The sequence below is a fragment of the Sorangium sp. So ce296 genome (assembly GCF_051529605.1).
In the GTDB taxonomy this organism is placed as follows: Bacteria; Myxococcota_A; Polyangia; order Polyangiales; family Polyangiaceae; genus Sorangium; species Sorangium cellulosum_D.
The window spans coordinates 3,444,301-3,462,416 of record NZ_CP150325.1; the positions used below are offsets into that span (position 1 = coordinate 3,444,301).

At 73.3% G+C, this 18,116-nt stretch carries 15 protein-coding genes; 10 read left to right on the top strand and 5 right to left on the bottom strand.

All coding sequences use genetic code 11. The features are described from left to right. Window positions 1-72 precede the first annotated feature (72 nt). From WME98_RS12905 to WME98_RS12930, 6 genes are all read left to right on the top strand, one after another. The gene (locus WME98_RS12905; RefSeq protein WP_437951605.1) at window positions 73-1,209 is read left to right on the top strand and encodes a hypothetical protein; all 1,137 of its coding nucleotides are present in this window, start codon (window positions 73-75) and stop codon (window positions 1,207-1,209) included. A gap of 34 nt (window positions 1,210-1,243) precedes the next feature. Next, entirely contained in the window at window positions 1,244-2,236 is a 993-nt protein-coding gene (locus WME98_RS12910) for an NAD-dependent epimerase/dehydratase family protein (protein WP_437333616.1), read from the top strand. A gap of 58 nt (window positions 2,237-2,294) precedes the next feature. Next, window positions 2,295-3,236, top strand: coding sequence for a hypothetical protein (locus WME98_RS12915; RefSeq protein WP_437951606.1), 942 nt, complete (start codon window positions 2,295-2,297; stop codon window positions 3,234-3,236). Beyond that, a complete protein-coding gene (locus WME98_RS12920) occupies window positions 3,233-4,393 on the top strand; it encodes a peptidase MA family metallohydrolase (protein WP_437951607.1) in 1,161 nt (386 codons plus the stop codon). Before WME98_RS12915 ends, WME98_RS12920 begins: the two co-directional genes overlap by 4 nt. Beyond that, the gene (locus tag WME98_RS12925; RefSeq protein ID WP_437951608.1) at window positions 4,375-5,214 is read left to right on the top strand and encodes a CPBP family glutamic-type intramembrane protease; all 840 of its coding nucleotides are present in this window, start codon (window positions 4,375-4,377) and stop codon (window positions 5,212-5,214) included. The genes WME98_RS12920 and WME98_RS12925 overlap by 19 nt, the downstream gene beginning before the upstream one ends. Window positions 5,215-5,571: 357 nt before the next feature. Then, the gene (locus tag WME98_RS12930; RefSeq protein WP_437951609.1) at window positions 5,572-6,366 is read left to right on the top strand and encodes a hypothetical protein; all 795 of its coding nucleotides are present in this window, start codon (window positions 5,572-5,574) and stop codon (window positions 6,364-6,366) included. Window positions 6,367-6,494: 128 nt separating this feature from the next. Here the strand turns inward: WME98_RS12930 and WME98_RS12935 are convergent, their stop codons facing one another. Beyond that, entirely contained in the window at window positions 6,495-7,358 is an 864-nt protein-coding gene (locus WME98_RS12935) for a zinc metalloprotease (RefSeq protein ID WP_437951610.1), read from the bottom strand. 67 nt (window positions 7,359-7,425) lie between these two features. Further along, the gene (locus WME98_RS12940) at window positions 7,426-7,911 is read right to left on the bottom strand and encodes a hypothetical protein (protein ID WP_437951611.1); all 486 of its coding nucleotides are present in this window, start codon (window positions 7,909-7,911) and stop codon (window positions 7,426-7,428) included. A 269-nt stretch (window positions 7,912-8,180) separates the two neighbouring features. Here WME98_RS12940 and WME98_RS12945 point away from each other — a divergent pair, with 269 nt between their 5' ends. Then, the gene (locus WME98_RS12945) at window positions 8,181-8,633 is read left to right on the top strand and encodes a Fur family transcriptional regulator (protein WP_020740272.1); all 453 of its coding nucleotides are present in this window, start codon (window positions 8,181-8,183) and stop codon (window positions 8,631-8,633) included. 280 nt (window positions 8,634-8,913) lie between these two features. Continuing rightward, complete coding sequence (locus tag WME98_RS12950; RefSeq protein ID WP_437951612.1) at window positions 8,914-10,671, top strand: permease; 1,758 nt, start codon at window positions 8,914-8,916, stop codon at window positions 10,669-10,671. Between the two features lie 142 nt (window positions 10,672-10,813). On the opposite strand, the gene WME98_RS12955 is transcribed toward WME98_RS12950, so the two are convergent. The 3 genes from WME98_RS12955 to WME98_RS12965 form a co-directional block, all read right to left on the bottom strand. Next, window positions 10,814-11,893: a serine/threonine-protein kinase gene (locus WME98_RS12955; RefSeq protein WP_437951613.1), complete on the bottom strand. Its 1,080-nt coding sequence runs from the start codon at window positions 11,891-11,893 to the stop codon at window positions 10,814-10,816. A 346-nt stretch (window positions 11,894-12,239) separates the two neighbouring features. Further along, window positions 12,240-13,652 carry a type I glutamate--ammonia ligase gene (gene glnA / locus WME98_RS12960; RefSeq protein ID WP_437333624.1) on the bottom strand — a complete coding sequence of 471 codons (1,413 nt, stop codon included), beginning with the start codon at window positions 13,650-13,652 and terminating at the stop codon, window positions 12,240-12,242. Window positions 13,653-13,793: 141 nt separating this feature from the next. Then, window positions 13,794-14,132 (bottom strand): P-II family nitrogen regulator, encoded by a 339-nt coding sequence (locus WME98_RS12965; RefSeq protein WP_020740275.1) that lies wholly within the window; start codon window positions 14,130-14,132, stop codon window positions 13,794-13,796. Between the two features lie 652 nt (window positions 14,133-14,784). Here WME98_RS12965 and WME98_RS12970 point away from each other — a divergent pair. Continuing rightward, complete coding sequence (locus WME98_RS12970; RefSeq protein WP_437333625.1) at window positions 14,785-17,514, top strand: serine/threonine protein kinase; 2,730 nt, start codon at window positions 14,785-14,787, stop codon at window positions 17,512-17,514. Between the two features lie 4 nt (window positions 17,515-17,518). Further along, window positions 17,519-18,094 carry a GNAT family N-acetyltransferase gene (locus WME98_RS12975; RefSeq protein WP_020740276.1) on the top strand — a complete coding sequence of 192 codons (576 nt, stop codon included), beginning with the start codon at window positions 17,519-17,521 and terminating at the stop codon, window positions 18,092-18,094. Window positions 18,095-18,116: the final 22 nt, after the last annotated feature.

Sequence of the window (18,116 nt, forward strand, 5' to 3'; positions counted from 1 at the left end):
CGATCAGCGCCGGCCCGCGCCCGCGCGATCCCCTTGCGGCGCCGCGCCCCGGAAGGTACGGGCTTGCGCCGTATGGCCATCGAGATCCGCGAGCTTCGGAAGGGCGACAAGAAGGTCCTCAAGGACTTCCTCAACGTTGTCGACACGGTCTACGAGGGTGAGCCCAACTATATCCGGCCGCTCGACTTGGACATCTCCGATCGGCTCGACAAGAAGAAGAACCCGTTCTTCGAGCACGCCGAGGGCACGGCCTGGGTGGCGTACAAGGACGGCCGGCCGGCGGGGCGGATCACCGCGCAGGTCGACCACGAGCACCTCCGGGTCCACCGCGACGAGACGGGCATGTTCGGCTTCTTCGATACCATCGACGACGCCGAGACGGCGCAGGCGCTGCTCGCCGAGGCCGCGGGCTGGCTGCGCGCGCGCGGGATGAAGCGCATGCGGGGGCCCTACTCGCTCTCGATCAACGAGGAGATCGGCTGCCTCATCGAGGGCTTCGATCGCCCGGCGGTGCTGATGATGCCCTACCACCGGCCGCACCAGGGCCAGCTCATCGAGGGCGCGGGGTTCGAGAAGGTGAAGGACCTCTACGCGTGGCGCTACGAGGTCGGCGACATCCCCGCCCGGGCGCAGAAGGCCCACGCCGAGATCCTGGCGATGCCGGAGGTGCACACGCGCTGCGGCGATCCGAAGAACCTTCTCCACGATATCCGGATCCTCATGGACGTCTTCAACGACGCCTGGAGCGACAACTGGGGCTTCGTCCCGATGACCGAGAAGGAGCTCGTCAAGTGGGCGGAGGACGTGCGGCTCATCCTGATGCCCGAGCTCACGAGGTACACGTTCATCGACGGCGAGCCGGCGGCCGTGTCGCTCGGGCTGCCGGATCTCAACGACCTGATCAAGGACTTCCACGGCAAGCTCCTCCCGACCGGGATCTTCAAGCTGCTGTGGCGGCTGCGCGTGCGCGGCCCCAAGAACGGGCGCCTCGTCGTGCTCGGCATCCGCAAGAAGTGGCGCAACGTACGGCGCTACGCCGGGCTCAGCGCCTTCCTGTACGTCGAGATGAACCGCGCGGCGCAGCTGCTCGGCATGACGGGCGGGGAGCTCGGGTGGACGCTGGAGGACAACGCCGCCATCAACGCGGGCATCCGGCTGATGGGCGGCCGGCTCTACAAGAAATTCCGGATCTACGAGCGGGCGCTGTGAGCGACAGGGGCGCGGGCGCGGGAGGAGCGGATCGATGAGGGTGCTGGTCACGGGCGCGAGCGGGTTCCTCGGCTCGCACGTCGCCGAGCAGCTCGTGCAGAAGGGCCACAGCGTGGTGGCCCTCGTGCGGCGCTCGTCGAGCACGAAGTTCCTGTCGTCGCTGCGCGGCGTCGAGCTCGCGTACGGCGCCATCGAGGACGCGGAGAGCGTCCGCCGCGCGGTCCTGGACGCGCCGGGCGTCGACGCGATCGTGCACTCGGCCGGGCTGGTCAAGGCGCGCGACGAGGCGGAGTTCTTCCGGGTCAACGTCGGCGGCACGCGGAACATGCTCGACGCCGCGAAGGCGGCGCCGTCCATGAAGCGGTTCGTGTTCGTCTCGAGCCTCGCCGCCATCGGCCCGAGCCTCGACGGGCGCCCCGTCGCCGCCGACGCGCGCCCCTCCCCGGTGACGCGCTACGGGCGCTCGAAGCTCGAGGCCGAGCGGCTGGTCCTGGCCGAGAAGGACGCGCTGCCCGTCGTCGTCCTGCGCCCCCCGATGATCTACGGCCCGCGCGATCAGGAGTCGTTCGCGTTCTTCCAGAGCGTCGCGCGCCGCTTCCTCCCGATGCTCGGCGACGGCACGAACACGCTCAGCGTCATCTACGCCTCGGACGCGGCCGCGGCGTGCATCCGCGCGCTCGAGGCCGACGTGCCGAGCGGCCGGGCCTACTTCATCGACGACGGCGGCGTGTACGTGTGGCGCGACATGCTGGCGCACGTCGAGGCGGCGCTCGGCGCGCGAGCGCTCGTCCGCTTCGGCGTGCCGTTCTCGCTCGTGCGGGGCGCCGCGCTCGCGAGCGAGGGGCTCGGCCGCCTCACGGGCAAACCCGTGATGCTGACGCGCGACAAGCTGAACGAGCTCGCCGCGTCGCACTGGGTCTGCGACTCGGGCGACGCCCGCCGCGAGCTCGGCTGGGAGCCGCAGGTGGGATGGGCGGAGGGGACGCGCCGGGCGGTCGCCTGGTACCGCGAGCACGGCTGGCTGTGACGTGACGCCGCGCCGCGCGCCGTTTGACGCTCGCCCGCGGCCTCCGTACGGTAAACGCATGTCCCGCTGTCCGCCGGCTGCCCCGGGCCTCGTCGCGATGGCGCTCGGCCTGGCGGCCGCGCCGGCGCTGGCCGACGCTCCGCCTGGCGGCGGGGCCGCCGCGCCGCTGGCGCCGCGCGACGGAGGCGCCGCCGCGGCGGAGGTCCCGTCGGGCGCCGCGCCGAGCGCCGTCGCGCCCCGGTCGGCCCTTCGCGGCGCCGTCGTCGTGGCGGTGGACGACGCGAGCGCCGAGGCCGCTCGCGCGCTCGCGCGCGCGATCTACCGCGACCCCGCGCTGCGCCCGCCCATCGACGAGGCGGCCGCGCAGGTGCTCACCGGCGATCCTCCGCGGCCCGACGCGCCGGCCGCCGTGAAGGAGCTCGCCGAGGTGCGCCGCTCCGCCGGTCGCGCCGAGTCCGAGCCGGTCGCCCGCAGCCTGCTCGCGTCGCTCGGCGCGGGCGCGGGCGCGGCGCTCGTCGTGGCGGTGACCACGGCGCACGGCCACCCCGTGGCCCGCGTGCTCCGGGTCGCGGGCGCGAGCTACGCGCCGCTCGAGCTCGGCGCGACGGTCCAGCGCGCCGCGGGCGGCGCGGGCGCGACTGCGGGCGGCGCGGCCGCCCCCGCCGACGCGACGTTCGACTGGCCCGGCGCGGGCGCGGCCGTCCGCGCGCTGCTCGCCGGCGACGAGCGCGCGGCCGATCGCGCCGCCGCGCCGCCCGCATCCGCCCACGCGGCGCCGCAGCGCGGCCCCGTGGGCCCTCGCGCGGGCGTCGACCTGACGGCATCCAAGGCGCCGGCGGGCGGCCAGGGCGCGCCGGCGCAGCGCTCGATGTGGAGCTCTCCCTGGTTCTGGGGTCCGCTCGCGGGCGTGGTCGCGACCGGGATCGTGGTGCTCGTGCTCGCCCAGACGGGCGACGGCGACGGCGAGACCGTGCACCTCCGGGGTCGGATCGCTCCATGACGCGCTCCGGCCGGCGCAGCTCGGCGGCGTTGGGGCTGCGGCTCACCGCGCTCCTGTGCCTCGCGCTCGGCGCCGCGCCCTCGCGCGCCGCCAGCGCCGCGCCCCGCGTCTACGACGCGCCCGCCGCGGCGGAGAGCGGCGCGGCCGCTCCCTCCGTCCCGCCGCCCCCGCCGGAGTACCTCACCCAGGATCTCGGCTGGATCGAGCTCGCCTACCACCCGTCGACCCGCGATCGCGTCCGCCCCTTGTTCTCCCGGGCCGACGCCGTCCGCGCCGAGCTCGGCGCCCTGCTCGGCCGCGAGGCGCTGGCCGCTCCGGTGAAGGTCCGGATCGCCGCCTCCCCCGCCGAGCTCGACCGGCTCGTCCCTGGCGGCGTCGCGGGCCCGGCGACCGCCGTCTCCTTCGGCGCGCTGCGGCTCGCCGTCCTGAGCGACGCCCCGCGGCTCGGCGTCGACGCGCCCGATCTCGAGAGCGCCTTCCGCCACGCGCTCGCGCACCTGGCCCTCGACGAGGCGACGGGCGGCGCCCCGATCCCGCGCTGGTTCCACGAGGGGTTCGCCGCGCACGCCGCGGGCGACGGCGTCGTCGGTCGCGCGCAGCGGCTCTCCATCGCCGCGCTCCGGGGCCGCCTCCTCCCGCTCGACGAGCTCGAGGCGAGCCTCTCGGACGCCGGGGACACGGCCGGCTCCCTGGCGCTCGCGCAGGCGGCCGACGTCGTCCGCTACCTCGTCGACATCGAGCGCCGGCAGCGCTTCGCGCGCGCCCTCGACGAGGTGCGCGCCGGGGCCCCGCTCGCGGCCGCGCTCGAGGTCGCGTACGCCTCCACCGGCCGCGAGCTCGAGCTCGCGTGGCGCGCCGACGTCGCGCGTCGCTACGGCTTCGTCCCGGTGCTGGCCGGCTCGCTGCTGCTGATCGCGCTGGTCGTGGCGGGCAAGCTGGCCGTGCAGCGGCTCCGCGCCCGGAGGTCGCTGCCGCCGCCGGCGCCGCGCCGGCGGCTCCGCGCGGCGCGCGAGGCGGTGGAGATGCGCCACCGGTCCTCGCGCCCGTCCACGGCCCAGCTCGTGGCGACCCTGGGCGCCCGGCATCGCGGCGACGGGGACGGCGACGCGGACGTCCCGAAGGTGGAGCACAACGGCCAGTGGCACACGCTCCACTGAACGCCGCGGAGCAAGGCCGCCCCCGGCCCGGCCGCGCCCAGCCGCAGCGCCGTCGCCTGGTCGAGCTCGCGCTCGGCGCGGCCTGGCTCGTCGGCCTCGCCGCCGCCTTGCAGCTCGTCTCCGCGCTCCTGTCGTCCAGCCCGCTCGCCGCGGCGCTCGCCGGCGCCGTCGTCGCGGACCTCGTCGCGTCGCGGGCGGGCGTGCCGTGGATCGACCCACTGGAGCCGGAGGGCCCGGGCCGCCGCGCGCGCCTCGCCCGCCGCGTCGGGCTCGGCGCGGCCGTGGGCGCCCTGGCCGTGCTGCTGACGCTCGGCGTCTCCGCGCTCCTCGGCTGGGCGGCCGTCGACGCTGGCGCGCCCTCGGCGAGCTTCGGCTTCGCCGTGGTGCGCGCGATCGCGCTCGCCGTGCGCGACGAGCTCCTGCTCACCGGCATTCCGTTCGCCACCGCGGCGCGCGCCGGCATCTCGACCCGCCACGCGATCGCCTTCTCCGCCCTCGCGCACGGCGCCGCCCTCGGGCTCGCGCCGGGCGCGACCGTGTCGAGCTTCACCCTCGCCGCGGCGCTCGGCGCGCTCGCCGCGGCGCTCTTCCTGCGCGGCCGCGGCGTGCTCGCGCCGATCGCCGCCCACGCGAGCTTCACCGCGCTCGCGGGCGCGGGCCTGCGCGGCTCCCTGCTCGACGTCACGTGGGTCGACGGCGCCCTCGCGGCGGGGACGCGGGCCTTCGGCCGGCCTGCCTGGCTCGCCGCGGCCGCGCTCGCGGCCCTGGCCGCGCTCGTCCTCCGCGCCGGCGCGCCCCGCCCTCGCCGCCCGGCGCCGTGAGCGCCCCCGCCCCGCGGCCGCCGCCGGGCGCCCCCTGACGCTCGCCGCGCCGGCATGAGATGCCCCTCGCCCGCGTTGAAGCTCCGGACAGCGGCGCTGGGGGGCGCCGCGCGCATCGCGGCCGCGCGCTCGACCTCTCCCTCATCCCGCTTCTGGCGCCCGGCGCGCCAACGTCCGCCGAACCGACACCGACAGTTCACAGCAGCGTGCGAGGACGCGCCGCGCGCCGCGAAACCTGTGTAGCGCGCTGCGCACCATCCCACAGCGCCTCACCCCCCGGACACGGCTATGTCATATTCCAGCGCACCGCGTCAAATGCACGTTGACGCGACGCCTTCGAGGCATCAACGATCGGATATGCATTGGAAGGGAATCCGTCAGATTGCGCCGGTGACGCTGCTCGTCCTCGCGTCGACGGGCTGCGGCATGGCGACGATGGTCGACACGAACACGCGCTCCATCCAGGCGACCACCGAGGAGATGAGGCGCACGCGGTCGACGATCGAGGATTCGAATCGGACGCTGCGGGACTCGCAGCAGAGCCTCGATCGGCTGGCCGAGCTGCGCCAGCCGATGGAGAAGGTCGCCGAGATGCAGGAGGCGATGGATCGGTTGGCCGAGCTCAAGGGCTCGATGGACGCGATGCAGCAGAGCCTGCGGCAGACCGCGAGCCTCGAGCAGTCGATGGACCGGCTGAGCGAAATGAAGGCGACGATCGCGGCGATGAACGAGAGCCTCGCGGGCATCCGCGCCCCGCTCGAGGACGTCGCCGCCCTGAACGCCCCGATGCGCGACGTCGCCGCCCTGAACGCGCCGATGCGCGACGTCGCCGGGCTGCGGCAGCCGATGGAGCAGGTCGCGACGCTGCGCGAGCCGATGAAGGAGGTGAGCAAGCTGTCGGCGCCGATGGAGGAGATGAGCCAGCTCGGCAGCGACGCCTCGCGCCAGACCGGCCTCATCGCCGCCGGCCTGCTCGGCTGGGGTCTCGTGACGTTCCTCGGCGTCTACTTCGGTGTCCAGGCCGGCACCCGCCGCCAGCAGCGCATCGCGCAGGGCGACGACGGCGAGAGCGCGCCCCAGGCGAAACCCGCGCCCCGCGTCCTCCCCGAGAGCCAGCGGTTCGAGGGCCGGGCGCAGGTCAAGTCGGCGTGATCGTCCTCTGACGATCGCGCCTCGCCGGCCGGCGAGGCGTGATCGTCCTCTGACGATCGCGCCTCGCTAGCCGGCGAGTGGCGGACTTCTCCGCCGCTCGCCGGCTGTGCTCCCACATCATCTCCCGTTCAACGATACGCGTCCCAGAGCGCCGACATGCGAGCAGCCTGACCCGCAGTGAACGAGTTCATGCAGTAATCGTCGGTGTAATCCATGAAGTTTGTGATCGGGTCGACACCACCGCCCCCGCAGGTGTCCCGGCCCATCGGGCAGCCATACGAGGCGCTGCGCTCAGGCGGCGTGTCGTCGACCCCGTCGTTGGTCTTTTTGCAGCCACCCTGGAAGGTGTGGTAGAGCCCGAGCCAGTGTCCGACCTCGTGCGTGCCCGTATCTCCCTCGTTGTACGGGGCCGCGCTGCCGCCCGGCAACGAGGAGTACAGGATGACGACGCCGTCATCGCTCGGCTTCGCCGCGTAGTCCGAGGGGAACGTCGCCCAGCCGAGTAGACCGCCGCCCAGGTTCGCGGTGTAGAGGTTGAGGTGGTCCGGACCACCCTGACGGAGCGCCCTCTTGGCTTGCCGTTCGGCCGTGGAGCCGAGCGACATGGTGTACCAGGTCGCGTTCGTGGTCCGGTCGACCGACTCCAGAACGAAGCTGAAGCGCGTGGTCGCGTACGCCTCGTTGAGCACCCTGATCTGGTCGTTGATCATGGAATCGGGCACGTCGCCGTTCCGTATACCCGTTCCCTTGTTGATGACGTGGAAGTGCACGGGGATCTGGACCGGCCCTTCCACGGTGAATCCGGCCGCCACCCGGCTGCGGACGAACTGATCGACCGCATCCCTCTCAGCCTCGCTCAGCTCGACGGTCGCGCAGCTGCGCCGGAGGGGAGCCGGCGCGGCCTCCACCTGCTCGGGCTCGGCGTCGACGACGGCCGGCGCTTCCTGCTCCGCCGGGGCGGCGGGCTCGCCGTTGCACGCGGCGGCACTCAAGGCAGCGATCAAGACTAAGGCAAGTACCTCCGCACGCGTCCGAGCTCGCATGGACATTCTCCTTGGTTCAGGCCCCGCAAAGGAAGCAGGAATATATATCCGCGATGACAATCAGTTCAATTCCAAAAGGGCTGATTTCACGCACGACGACAAGGTGAGATTCCACGTCTTGGTCGTCTTGCGTCATCTCGCCGAACGCCAGAGGGTCCGTCGAGCGCGCACCCTCCCATGACGCGGCGCAACGATACGCGCAGAGCGACACCTCGGCTGCTCCAACATGGAGCGATCGCTCCATTATGGAGCACGCGCCGAGATCGGCGCTCTCCAGAAGTGACCCTCGAGTCGAGACCAGACGCGACGACCGGGACGATGGCGGCTCCGCCGGTTCCATGTCCTCTGCGTATTCGGCAGCAGGCTCGGGGAGCTCACCCAGGTTTCGAAAAGCCTTCTGAGGAACACCGCGCCGCGGCACATCCGCCTTGCCTGTGCAGTTTGAGCCACGCTCGAATCGAGGCCCCACAAGGTTGTCCAACTCGCCATCTGCCATCTTCATCGACCTCGGGCTTACGGCCGCGCTCGCTGCGCCGGCTCGCCCCGGGCTGCGCGGCGCACGCGCGCCCGCGGCCGCGGCGGGGCGGGAGAGGGCGCGGTCGCCGGCCTGGTGGTCCCTCGGCGGCGGCCTCGCCGAGCACGGGCGCGGCGGGGCGAGCCGCGCGGCGGTCGGGCGATCTCACTCGCCCCTGCGGCCGGCCCGGGGCGCGCGTCCGGTGAGCTCCGAGCATCCTGATTGCAGTACTGTCCTGGCGACGGTAGATGTCTCGCATGGCGCGTACGAAAGCAGGTCAGTCCGCGGAGCAGCTCCGCGAGCAGATCCGGGCGACCGGCCTACGAGCCACCTCGCCGCGCATCGCCGTGCTGCAGAGCCTCGGCCGCTCGCGGACGCCCGTGAGCCACGCCGAGCTCGCGGCCGAGCTCGCTCCCAAGGGGTGGGATCGCGCCACCATCTACCGGAACCTGATCGATCTCACGAATGCGGGGCTCGTGCGCCGCACCGACATGGGCGACCACCTGTGGCGGTTCGAGCTGCGCGAGGGCAGCGGCGAGCACGCGAAGGACGAGCACCCCCACTTCATGTGCGACACGTGCGGAGATGTGCTCTGCCTCCCCGACGAGAGCATCGAGATCAAGGCGGCGCGCGGCGCGCCCCGCGCGCTGCGCCGCAAGGGTCTCCAGATCCAGATCAAGGGTCGCTGCGACCGGTGCGTGCAGCCCTGAGCCGGGCGCGCGGGCTCGCGCGGCGGCCCTGAGCCGCGGGCCGGCCTGAGCCGCGGGCCGCTCCGAGCCGCGCGTCGGTCCGAGCCGCGCGTCGGTCCGAGCCGGAGCCAGCGGAGCCGCGCGGCAGCCCTGAGCTCAGGCCTGCCGGGGCCGCGTGACGAGCCCGAGGATCGCGAAAAGGCGCCGCCGCGCGGGGGGCGCGGCGGCTGTTTGCAGCTCGATTGCAACATCAATTTGATGTTGATTGGGGTCCGTCGCTCGGGCATAGCGCCAAGCGCCCATGCTCGCGCTCGTCGTCGCCCTGTCGATCGTCGGCCTCGCCACCGGGCCGCTCCTCGTGGCGCTCGGCCGGCGCAGGGCGCTGCCGACGTCGGCGCTCGACGGGCTGACGCTCGGGCTCGTCCCCACCCTGGTCCTCGCGCGCCACCTCCCCCACGCCGTCGAGGAGATCGGGCCGCAGGCGGTCCTCTGGACGGCGCTCGGGTACGTCGCGCTCTCGCTCGCGGAGCACCGGCGGCGCGACACCGGCGAGGTCCTGGGCCGGGAGATCGCGTTCTCGGCGCTCGCCGTCCACGGTCTGCTCGACGGCGCCGGGCTCGCGCTGGCCGCGGCCGCGGCCGACGGCGGCGCAGACGGGCTGCTCATCGCGAGCGCCGTGCTCGTGCATCGGCTCCCCGAGGGGCTCTCGCTCGCGGCGCGCTTCCTGCCCGCCTGGGGGTGGCGGCAGCTCGCCCTGCGCCTCGGTCTCCTCGGGTTGCTGACGCTGCTCGGCGCCCTCCTCGGGCAGCGCCTCATGGACGGCCTCCCGCACGCGTCGCTCGAGGTGTTCATCGCCCTCGGCCTCGGCGTCCTCCTGCGGCTCGTCGTCCACACGCACGAGGCGCCGCCCCGGAGCCAGACGGCGCGGGCCGCGAGCGCCGTCGCCTTCGTCTCGGGGCTCTGCGCCGCGCTCGCGCTCCCCGGCGAGGAGAGCGTCTTCACGCACGCGCACGGGCCCGAGCCGTCGATCGCCGGGTCGCTGGGCTCGCTGTTCGTCGCGACCGCGCCCGCGATGCTCGCGGGGCTCGCCGCGGTGGGGCTCCTGCGCGCGTTCGTCCCGCATCGCGCGACCGGACGACCGCGCGGCGGCCCTCCGGTCGCCGCGATGGTCTCCCTCGCCGCGCTCGCGCCGGCGCTCGACGTGGGCGGCGCGCTGATGTCGCTGCAGCTGCTCGGCCTGCCGTTCACCGCGGCGCGTATCGCGGGCAGCGCCCTCCTCGCCGTGCTGCTCGCGCGCCTCGTCGCCAGGGCGGCCGGCGCTCCCGGCGCGGCGCCGCGCAGCAGCGCGCCGCCCGCCGTCGCGGGCGCCGTCGCGTCGCTGGGCGCGCGGCTCCGCGCCGCCGCCGCCGAGGCCGCTGGTCCGGCGCTCGACCGCGTGGCCGCGTGGTACGTCGTCGGCCTCGCGCTCGCCGCCGCGCTCGAGGCGACGCTCGAGCCGGCCGCTGCGCGCGCGCTCGGCGCGCCGGCCGGCGTCGTGGTGAGCGCCCTCATCGCGGCGCCCGTCTACGTGTGCGCGCAGGGCGCGACGCCGCTCGCCGCGGTGATGGTCCACAAGGGGCTCTCGGTCGGCGCGGCGCTCGCGCTCCTCGTGATGGGGCCCTCGACCAGCGCCGCGGCGCTCGCCGCGCTGAAGCGGTCGCTCGGCGCGCGCGCCGCCGCCGCCTTCGCGCTCGCCAGCGTCGCCCTCTCCGTCGCGATGGGCCTCGCCGCGAACGCGCTCGTCCCCGCCGCCGCGGTCCCTGAGCTCCACGGCCTCGCGGCCCGCGAGCACGCCCCCGTCGCGTGGATCTGCGCGGCGGCGCTCGGCGCGCTGCTGCTCTCGAGCTTCGCGCGGCTCGGGCCTCGCGCGTGGTTCGGCGGCATGCTCGGCGATGGCGACGCGCCTGCGCCCGGGCCGGCGGAGCCGCGCGCGCCCGATGCGCACGCGCATCGCTGCGACGCGCTGGGCGACCGCCGCGCGCACGCGCCCGCCGCGAGCACGAGCGCGCCGCGCCTCTGACGTCGAGCGCGCGACCCTTCGCTGCACGAGACGCCGCCCGACGCCCGCCGCCGGCGCGCGCGGGCCGCTCGCCGCCGTCCACCGGCCCGCGCGCGGGAGCACGCCGCTCGCGGTGGCAGGGGGCCGCGGCCGAGGGCGCCGCTCAGCGGGTCCAGTACCTGCCGAGGAGCACGAGCACCATCGCCCAGAACACGACGCCGAGCCCCGCTGCGACGAGCATCGCCGGGGGAAGCCGCCTGCCGTGCTGCACGAGCCGCCCCAGCGTCCCGGCGGCGCCACCGCCGCGCATCGCGGCGCTCTCCGGCGCGAGGGTGTCGCCCAGCACGACGTCCGAGGCGCGCCGCCCCCGCCGCCCCCGGAAGCGCGCGGCGCGCAGCTCGCGGAGCAAGGCCTCGAGCTCCTTCGCGAGCACGCCCGCCGAGGCGATCCGCTCGTCGCGCTCGCGCCGGAGGCAGGCGTCGACGATGTGGCAGAGGCGCGGCGGTAGCCCAGGCCGGCGCGAGGCGATCGGATCGCAGTCCTTGCTCAGGATGCGGACCATGAGCGCGTTGTAGTTCGGCGCCTGGTGCGGGAGCGTCCCTGTCAGCGCCTCGTACATGACGACGCCCAGCGACCAGATGTCGGCGCGGCCGTCGAGGTCCTCGCGCCCCGCGGCCTGCTCCGGCGACATGTACGCCGGCGATCCGACGACGCAGCCCGTGTGGGTCAGCGAGAAGTTGTGCTCCCTCTCCAGCACCTTGCTGATCCCGAAGTCGAGGATCTTCCCCACGAGCTCGCCCAGGTGATTCCTGTGCACGTAGATGTTCGCGGGCTTGAGATCGCGGTGGATGATCCCCTGCTGGTGCGCCATGTCGAGCGCCCGCGCGAGGCCGATGAAGATCTCGACGAGCGTCTCCGGCTCGAGCGTGTGCTCGCGGCGCAGCCACTCGTCGAGCCCCTCGCCGACGAGCAGCTCGAACACGAGGAACGGCGAGCCGTCCTCGGCCTGACCGAGGTCGAGGATCTCGACGATGCTGGGGCTCCGCACGCGCCCGCTCGCCTTCGCCTCGTTGAAGAACCGCTGGAGCGCGACGGCGTCCTCGGCCACCTCGGGGCGCATCACCTTGAGCGCCACGTCGCGATCGATGAGCTCGTTCTTCGCGGCCCACACCGACCCGCTGGCGCCTCGGCCCAGGAGCTTCACGAGCCGGTAGCGAGACTGGATGAGATCGCCGGGGTTCACTGCTACGCCGAGGTGTCTCCGGGGAAGCTCCGGGAGGGGGATGCCTTACCCCCGACCCACATCGGAGACGGGCCGGAGGATAACCCGGCGCATGGACGAGCGGTACCGCGGGCCGCTCGGTCCAGCCGGAAGCAAAAGTTCGCGACCCGCGGAGACGGCAGCCGGCCTCGCGGCCCGAGGGGCCGCGGCGATGGACGGAAAAGCCTGGATGTCGAGGCGCCGCGGCGCCTCTCGCGTCACCGGCGCTCGACGAACGGGGCGGCGAGCGATGAAGAGCGCGGGCAGCGAGGGTCGCAGCGCGGTTTCCCGTGCGCCGGACCCTGCGCTGCCCCTCGGGCGGGGGTGATCAGACGTCGTAGTAGAGGAAGAACTCGTGCGGGACCGGGCGGAGCCGGATCGCGTCGACCTCGCGCTCGCGCTTGTAGTCGATCCAGGTCTTGATGATGTCGCGGGTGAAGACGTCGCCGCGGAGGAGGAACTCGTGGTCGCGCTCGAGGGAGCTGAGCGCCTCGTCGAGCGAGCCCGGCATGTGCGGCACTTCCTTGAGCTCCTCGGGCGAGAGCGCGTAGATGTCCTTGTCGAGCGGGTCGCCCGGGTCGATCCGGTTCTGGATGCCGTCGAGGCCGGCCATCATCATGGCCGCGAAGGCGAGGTACGGGTTGCAGCTCGCGTCCGGGAAGCGGACCTCGATGCGGCGGCCCTTCGGGCTGTTGCCGGGCGGCAGCGGGATGCGGATCGACGCCGAGCGGTTGCGGCTCGAGTACGCGAGGTTCACGGGCGCCTCGTAGCCCGGGACGAGCCGGCGGTAGCTGTTCGTCGTCGGGTTGGTGAGCGCCGCGATCGACTTCGCGTGCTTCAGGATGCCGCCGATGTACCAGAGGCCCGTGTCGGACAGCCCGGCGTAGCCGTCGCCGGCGAAGAGCGGCTTGCCCTCCTTCCAGAGCGACTGGTGGCAGTGCATGCCGCTGCCGTTGTCGCCGAAGAGCGGCTTCGGCATGAACGTCACCGACTTGCCGTGCTTGCGGCCGACGTTCTTGATGACGTACTTGAACCACATGAGGTTGTCGGCCATCGTGGTCAGCGTCGAGAACTTGATGCCGATCTCGCACTGCCCGGCCGACGCCACCTCGTGGTGGCCGACCTCGACCGCGATGCCGGTCTCGATCAGCGTGGACATCATGTCCGCGCGCAGATCCGCGAGCGTGTCGGTCGGCGGAACGGGGAAGTAGCCCTCCTTCGACCGGATCTTGTGGCCGAGGTTCAGGCCGGCCTTGCCGGTGTTCCAGACCGCCTCGTCGCTGTCGATCTCGTAGAAGGCGCCGCGCGGCGAGCTCTCGTAGCGGATCGAGTCGAAGACGAAGAACTCGGCCTCGGGCCCGAAGTAGGTCGTGTCAGCGATGCCGCTCTGACGGAGGTGGTTCTCCGCCTTCTGGGCGATGTAACGGGGGTCGCGGCCGTAGGGCTGGCCGGTGACGGGGTCGCTGATCTTGCAGATCAGGCTGAGCGTCTTCTGGGCGTGGAAGGGGTCGAGCTTCGCCGTCGTCGGATCGGGCGTCATCAGCATGTCGCTCGCGTTGATCGGCTGCCAGCCGCGCACCGACGAGCCGTCGAAGCCGATCCCCTCCTCGAAGATGTCCTCGTTCAGACGGGACACCGGGACGGTCGTGTGCTGCCAGATGCCGGGCAGATCGATGAACTTGAGATCGACAAATTTTACGTCGTTTTCCTTCGCAAACGCGACGACATCTTTGGCCTTCATGATCTTCTCTTTCCTCGCTGACTCGCTGCTCTCGCTGGATGTGATTCTACGGCGCGCTGGCTCGTGCTCGCTGTTGGCTGCCTGGGTTGTCGAGCCTGCGACCCGCTGCGAATGCCCTGTGACGCTCTGCCCGCGGCTCGCCTAGATGGCGTCCTCGCCGCGCTCCCCCGTTCGGATCCGCACGGCCTCCTCGACGGGGACGACGAAGATCTTGCCGTCGCCGATCCGACCCGTCTTGGCGCTCTTCTCGATGGCGTCGATCACGTCGCCGACCATGCTGTCCGGCACGACGATGTCGACCTTCACCTTCGGGACGAAGTCGACGACATACGCCGACCCTCGATAGACCTCCTTCTTGCCGCCGGTCCGACCGAAGCCCTTTACCTCGGTCACCGTCATGCCCTGAATCCCGACCTCGGCGAGGGCGTCCTTGACCTCGTCGAGCTTGAACGGCTTGATGATCGCCTCGACCTTTTTCATTGCGCACGCCTGTGGTGACCGGGTGCCCGCCAGGGTAAAATCCCGGGCGAGCACCCGAAAAGCCCCGCCGGAGCAGAGCCGGTAAAGGGGGGACGCCTCCGCCGGCGGCCTCCCGTCGATGTGCCGGGCGCCGCCCGGCCTCCGATCCGTGACGGGGTCCGCCCGGCCTGCCGAGCATTGCCCCGACGCTTGTCAACGACTCAGGGGCCCATCCAGCAGAGCTGGATCGGCGACCCTTCACCCCGGGCGCTGGCGCAGCAACCCGAGGTCCAGGCTGGTGTACCCAAGCTCATGTTTCCGGAATGTTTCGCGCACTGCGCGTGCGTGAGAAAAGTGGTTCCGGCCTCCGGAAATCAGAGCCCGCTTACTTTTTTCACCGCCCCGGGGCCCCGCCCCGGGGAGCCCGAGGAGGGGCCCCGGGCGGGAGCGCGCCCGCCCCCCTCGCCCAGGCGCCGGGGTGGGTCCGCCTCCTCCTTCCCCGGGCCGGCGCCGCCCCCCGGCTCCGTCCGGGCGATGGCAGAGCCCGCCTCCACGGCGCCCCGAGGGGGTGGCTCCCCCCTCCCGGACGGGTCCCCCCGCGCTCGCCATTGTTCTTGCGACCCGGCTCGAATAGTCTCCGCTGGCGAATCCAGTCGCGGGACAGCCCTGCCTGATGGCTTTGCCGAACAAAGCGAAGATCCCGGTAGGCACGGTCCTCGCCGGAAAATACCGCATCACACGCGAGATCGGGCGCGGCGGCATGGCCGCCGTGTACGAGGCCGAGCACATCGACATCGGCAAGCGCGTGGCGATCAAGGTGCTCGCACAGGAGCTGACGACCTCCGCCGTTGTGGTCGAGCGCTTCCTCCGCGAGGCCCGAGCCGCCGCGTCGATCCGTAGCCCGTTCATCTGCGACGTCTACGACTCCGGCAAGCTCGACGACGGGCGGCCCTTCCTCGTGCTTGAGCTCCTGGAAGGCGAGTCGCTCTACGAGCGCATGACCGTGGTCAGGTACCTCGATCCGGAGACCACCGTCGCGGTGGTGTCCCAGGTGTGTCGAGGGCTCACGAAGGCGCACGCCGCCTCGATCGTCCACCGCGACCTCAAGCCGGAGAACATCTTCCTCACGAAAGACGAAGAGGGCCGGCTCTGCGCGAAGATCCTCGATTTCGGGCTCGCGAAGTTCTACGCGCCCGTCGACGGCGGCGACGCGCAGGCGCGCCTCACCCGCGAGGGCGCGGTCTTCGGAACGCCGGCGTACATGAGCCCGGAGCAGGTGCGCGGGCAGGGGGCGGTCGATCATCGCGCCGACCTCTGGGCCCTCGGCTGCATCACCTACGAGTGCCTCACCGGCCGCACCGTCTGGCAGACCGAGCAGGGCGTCGCGATGACGTTCGCGCAGATCGCGAACGCGCCGCTGCCGCAGCCCTCGGCGCTCCGCCCGGATCTGCCGCCGAGCTTCACCGTGTGGTTCGAGAAGGCGCTCGACCGCTCGATCGATCGCCGCTTCCAGACCGCGAAGGAGTTCGCCGACGAGCTCTCGATCGCGCTCGGCGTCGCGCAGCCGACGCCCCCGCGCGGCGCGGAGCCGTCGCAGGCGGGGGTCCTGCCGACCGGCGGCGACCCGCCAGCGGACGTGACGTTCGATCCGCCGGGGGTCGTCCGTGTGACCCCCAACGAAGCGCGGCGCACCGTCCCCTCGGGCCCGGCGGAGCGCGGGCTGGATCCGTTCGCCGGGCTGGACTTCTCGAGCTCACCGGGCGGCACGCCGGCCGGGCGCGTGAGCCAGGGCGCGGGGCAGCAGATCACGTTCTCCGGGGGCTCGGGCGAGGCCTCGGTGTCCGATCCGCTCGCGCAGCGCTCGCCGCCGAGGCGCGGCGGGGCCGGTCGCGCGCTCGTCGTCTTCGGCGTGCTCGTGCTCGCCGCGGGCGCCGCGTACGCGGGCTACCGCCAGTTCCTCAAGCCGACGACGCTGCCGCCCGTCTCGTCGAGCGCCGCGCCGCCGCCGGTCGTCAGCGCGCCTTCGTCCTCCGCGTCGGCGGCCGCCGTGCCGGCGCGCGCCGACGCCCAGCCCGAGCCGCCGGGCCTGCAGTGGCCGCCGCTCGTCGCGCAGGCGCAGGAGTCGATCGCCGCCGGCGATCTCAAGGCCGCGCTCCGGCTGCTGAGGGACGCTCAGGAGAAGGGCAACCACCCCGTGCCTCGGACCTTGATCGAGCACGTGCAGGTCGCCCTGAAGGACGCGAGCGGCAAGGCGCCGTGCCAGCTCACCGGGCTCGCCCGGCCGCGCACGCACGATCTCGTGCGCGAGGGCGGCCGCGCCATCGGCGCCAGCCGGCCCTCGATCTCGCTCGGGCCGCGCGGCGCGGTGATCACCTGGACGGACTCGCACGAGGGCACCGAGCACGCGTACACGGCGGCGCTCGACAGCGCGATGCGCCCGTCGTCCCCCGCGCTCGACGTGACGCCCGAGGGCCGCGCCATCGGTCGCCCCGAGCTGACGACCGCCGGCGATCGGCTGGTGCTCACGTACTGGGACGGCAAAGGGCCCGAGGCCGGCGTGTACGTGCGCTGGCTCGACGCCAGCGGCCGGATCGACGGCCCCGCGATGATGGTCGCCCGCTTCCCTCGCGGGGGGAACTCCTGGCCCTCGCTCACGCGCGCCCCCGAGGGGTTCGTGATCGCGTGGTCGGACGACGGGGACAACGCCTCCTCCGAGGACCTCTTCATGCGCCGCCTCTCGCCGAACCTCGATCCGGTCGGCGAGATCATCCGGCTCACGGACGTGACCCCGACGGGCCCGTCGAAGCCGCGCGTCCGCTTGCCCTCGATCGCGGTGACGAGCGACGTGATGCACCTCGCCTTCCGCTTCGATCGCGATCCGATGCGGGTCATCCAGTACATGCGCCTCCCGCTCGCGAGCGCCGACAAGGGGCTCCCGCCGGCCGCGCCCGGCAAGCGCGCCGACCGCGCCCTCGGCGAGCTGTCGCTCGTGAACAGCGACCGGGCCCGCAGCGACAGCCCCTCGCTCGCGTGCGGCGCGGCCGGCTGTTTCGTCGTCTGGCACGGCGAGGCGCCGATCGGGGGCGCGTCGGCTGCGTACATCGATCCGGCCAAGGGGCAGCCGCTCTGGCGCAAGAGGTTCTCGAAGACCGGCGCGCGCCCGTCGGTCGCGATCGCGCCGAGCGGTCAGGCCCAGCTCGTCTGGTTCGAGCAGGGCCGCATGCTGACCGCATCGATCAACCGCGACGGCATCGGCGCGCCCACGAAGTTCGCCCGCGTCAGCGGCGATCAGCCGGCGCCATCGATCAGCCCCGGCGCGAAGCCCGGAGAGTGGTATGTCGCCTGGCTCGACTACGAGGCGGGTCATCTCGAGCCCTACGCCGCTCGCATCCAGTGCCGGTGACCCCATGCTCATCCTCCCACCTCGAAGCGAGGTCCGCGCCCGCCCCATCGAGACCGAGCGGCTGCTCCTCGTGCCGATCGATCCGTCCGACGGACCGGAGCTCTGGCTCGCGGTCAGCGGCTCGCGCGCGACGCTCCAGCGCTGGCTGCCCTGGGTGCAGTTCCACACGGATCCGGCCGCGAGCGTGCGCTTCGCCGAGGCGTGCGCCGCCGACTGGGATCACGGCAGGGCGCTGCGCTTCGTCATCCGCGAGCGCGCGCACCGCACGCTCGCGGGGGTGGTCGGGCTCGAGTCGTGCGTGCACCTGCACCGCTCCTGCGAGCTCGGGTACTGGCTGCGCAAGGAGGCGACCGGACGCGGCCTGATGACCGAGGCCGCGAAGGCCGCGCTCGGGTTCGCGTTCGGCCACATGGGCGCGCACCGGGTGCGGGTCGCGGCCGCCACGGACAACCACGCCTCCCTCGCGGTCATCGGGCGGCTCGGGTTTCGCTTCGAGGGCATCGCCCGGCAGGCCGAGTGGTGCGACGGCCGCTGGCTCGACCACTCCGTCTTCGCGCTCCTGGCGACCGATCCCAGGTGAGGCGGGTAAGCCCCATCGCGCT

Coding starts and splice junctions, on each gene's coding strand:
- WME98_RS12915 (WP_437951606.1), top strand. CDS start 2,295: ATGTCCCGCTGTCCGCCGGCTGCCCCGGGCCTCGTCGCGATGGCGCTC.
- WME98_RS12970 (WP_437333625.1), top strand. CDS start 14,785: ATGGCTTTGCCGAACAAAGCGAAGATCCCGGTAGGCACGGTCCTCGCC.
- WME98_RS12940 (WP_437951611.1), bottom strand. CDS start 7,911: ATGAAGATGGCAGATGGCGAGTTGGACAACCTTGTGGGGCCTCGATTC.
- WME98_RS12965 (WP_020740275.1), bottom strand. CDS start 14,132: ATGAAAAAGGTCGAGGCGATCATCAAGCCGTTCAAGCTCGACGAGGTC.
- WME98_RS12930 (WP_437951609.1), top strand. CDS start 5,572: ATGCATTGGAAGGGAATCCGTCAGATTGCGCCGGTGACGCTGCTCGTC.
- WME98_RS12920 (WP_437951607.1), top strand. CDS start 3,233: ATGACGCGCTCCGGCCGGCGCAGCTCGGCGGCGTTGGGGCTGCGGCTC.
- WME98_RS12975 (WP_020740276.1), top strand. CDS start 17,519: ATGCTCATCCTCCCACCTCGAAGCGAGGTCCGCGCCCGCCCCATCGAG.
- WME98_RS12910 (WP_437333616.1), top strand. CDS start 1,244: ATGAGGGTGCTGGTCACGGGCGCGAGCGGGTTCCTCGGCTCGCACGTC.
- glnA (WP_437333624.1), bottom strand. CDS start 13,652: ATGAAGGCCAAAGATGTCGTCGCGTTTGCGAAGGAAAACGACGTAAAA.
- WME98_RS12905 (WP_437951605.1), top strand. CDS start 73: ATGGCCATCGAGATCCGCGAGCTTCGGAAGGGCGACAAGAAGGTCCTC.
- WME98_RS12945 (WP_020740272.1), top strand. CDS start 8,181: ATGGCGCGTACGAAAGCAGGTCAGTCCGCGGAGCAGCTCCGCGAGCAG.
- WME98_RS12950 (WP_437951612.1), top strand. CDS start 8,914: ATGCTCGCGCTCGTCGTCGCCCTGTCGATCGTCGGCCTCGCCACCGGG.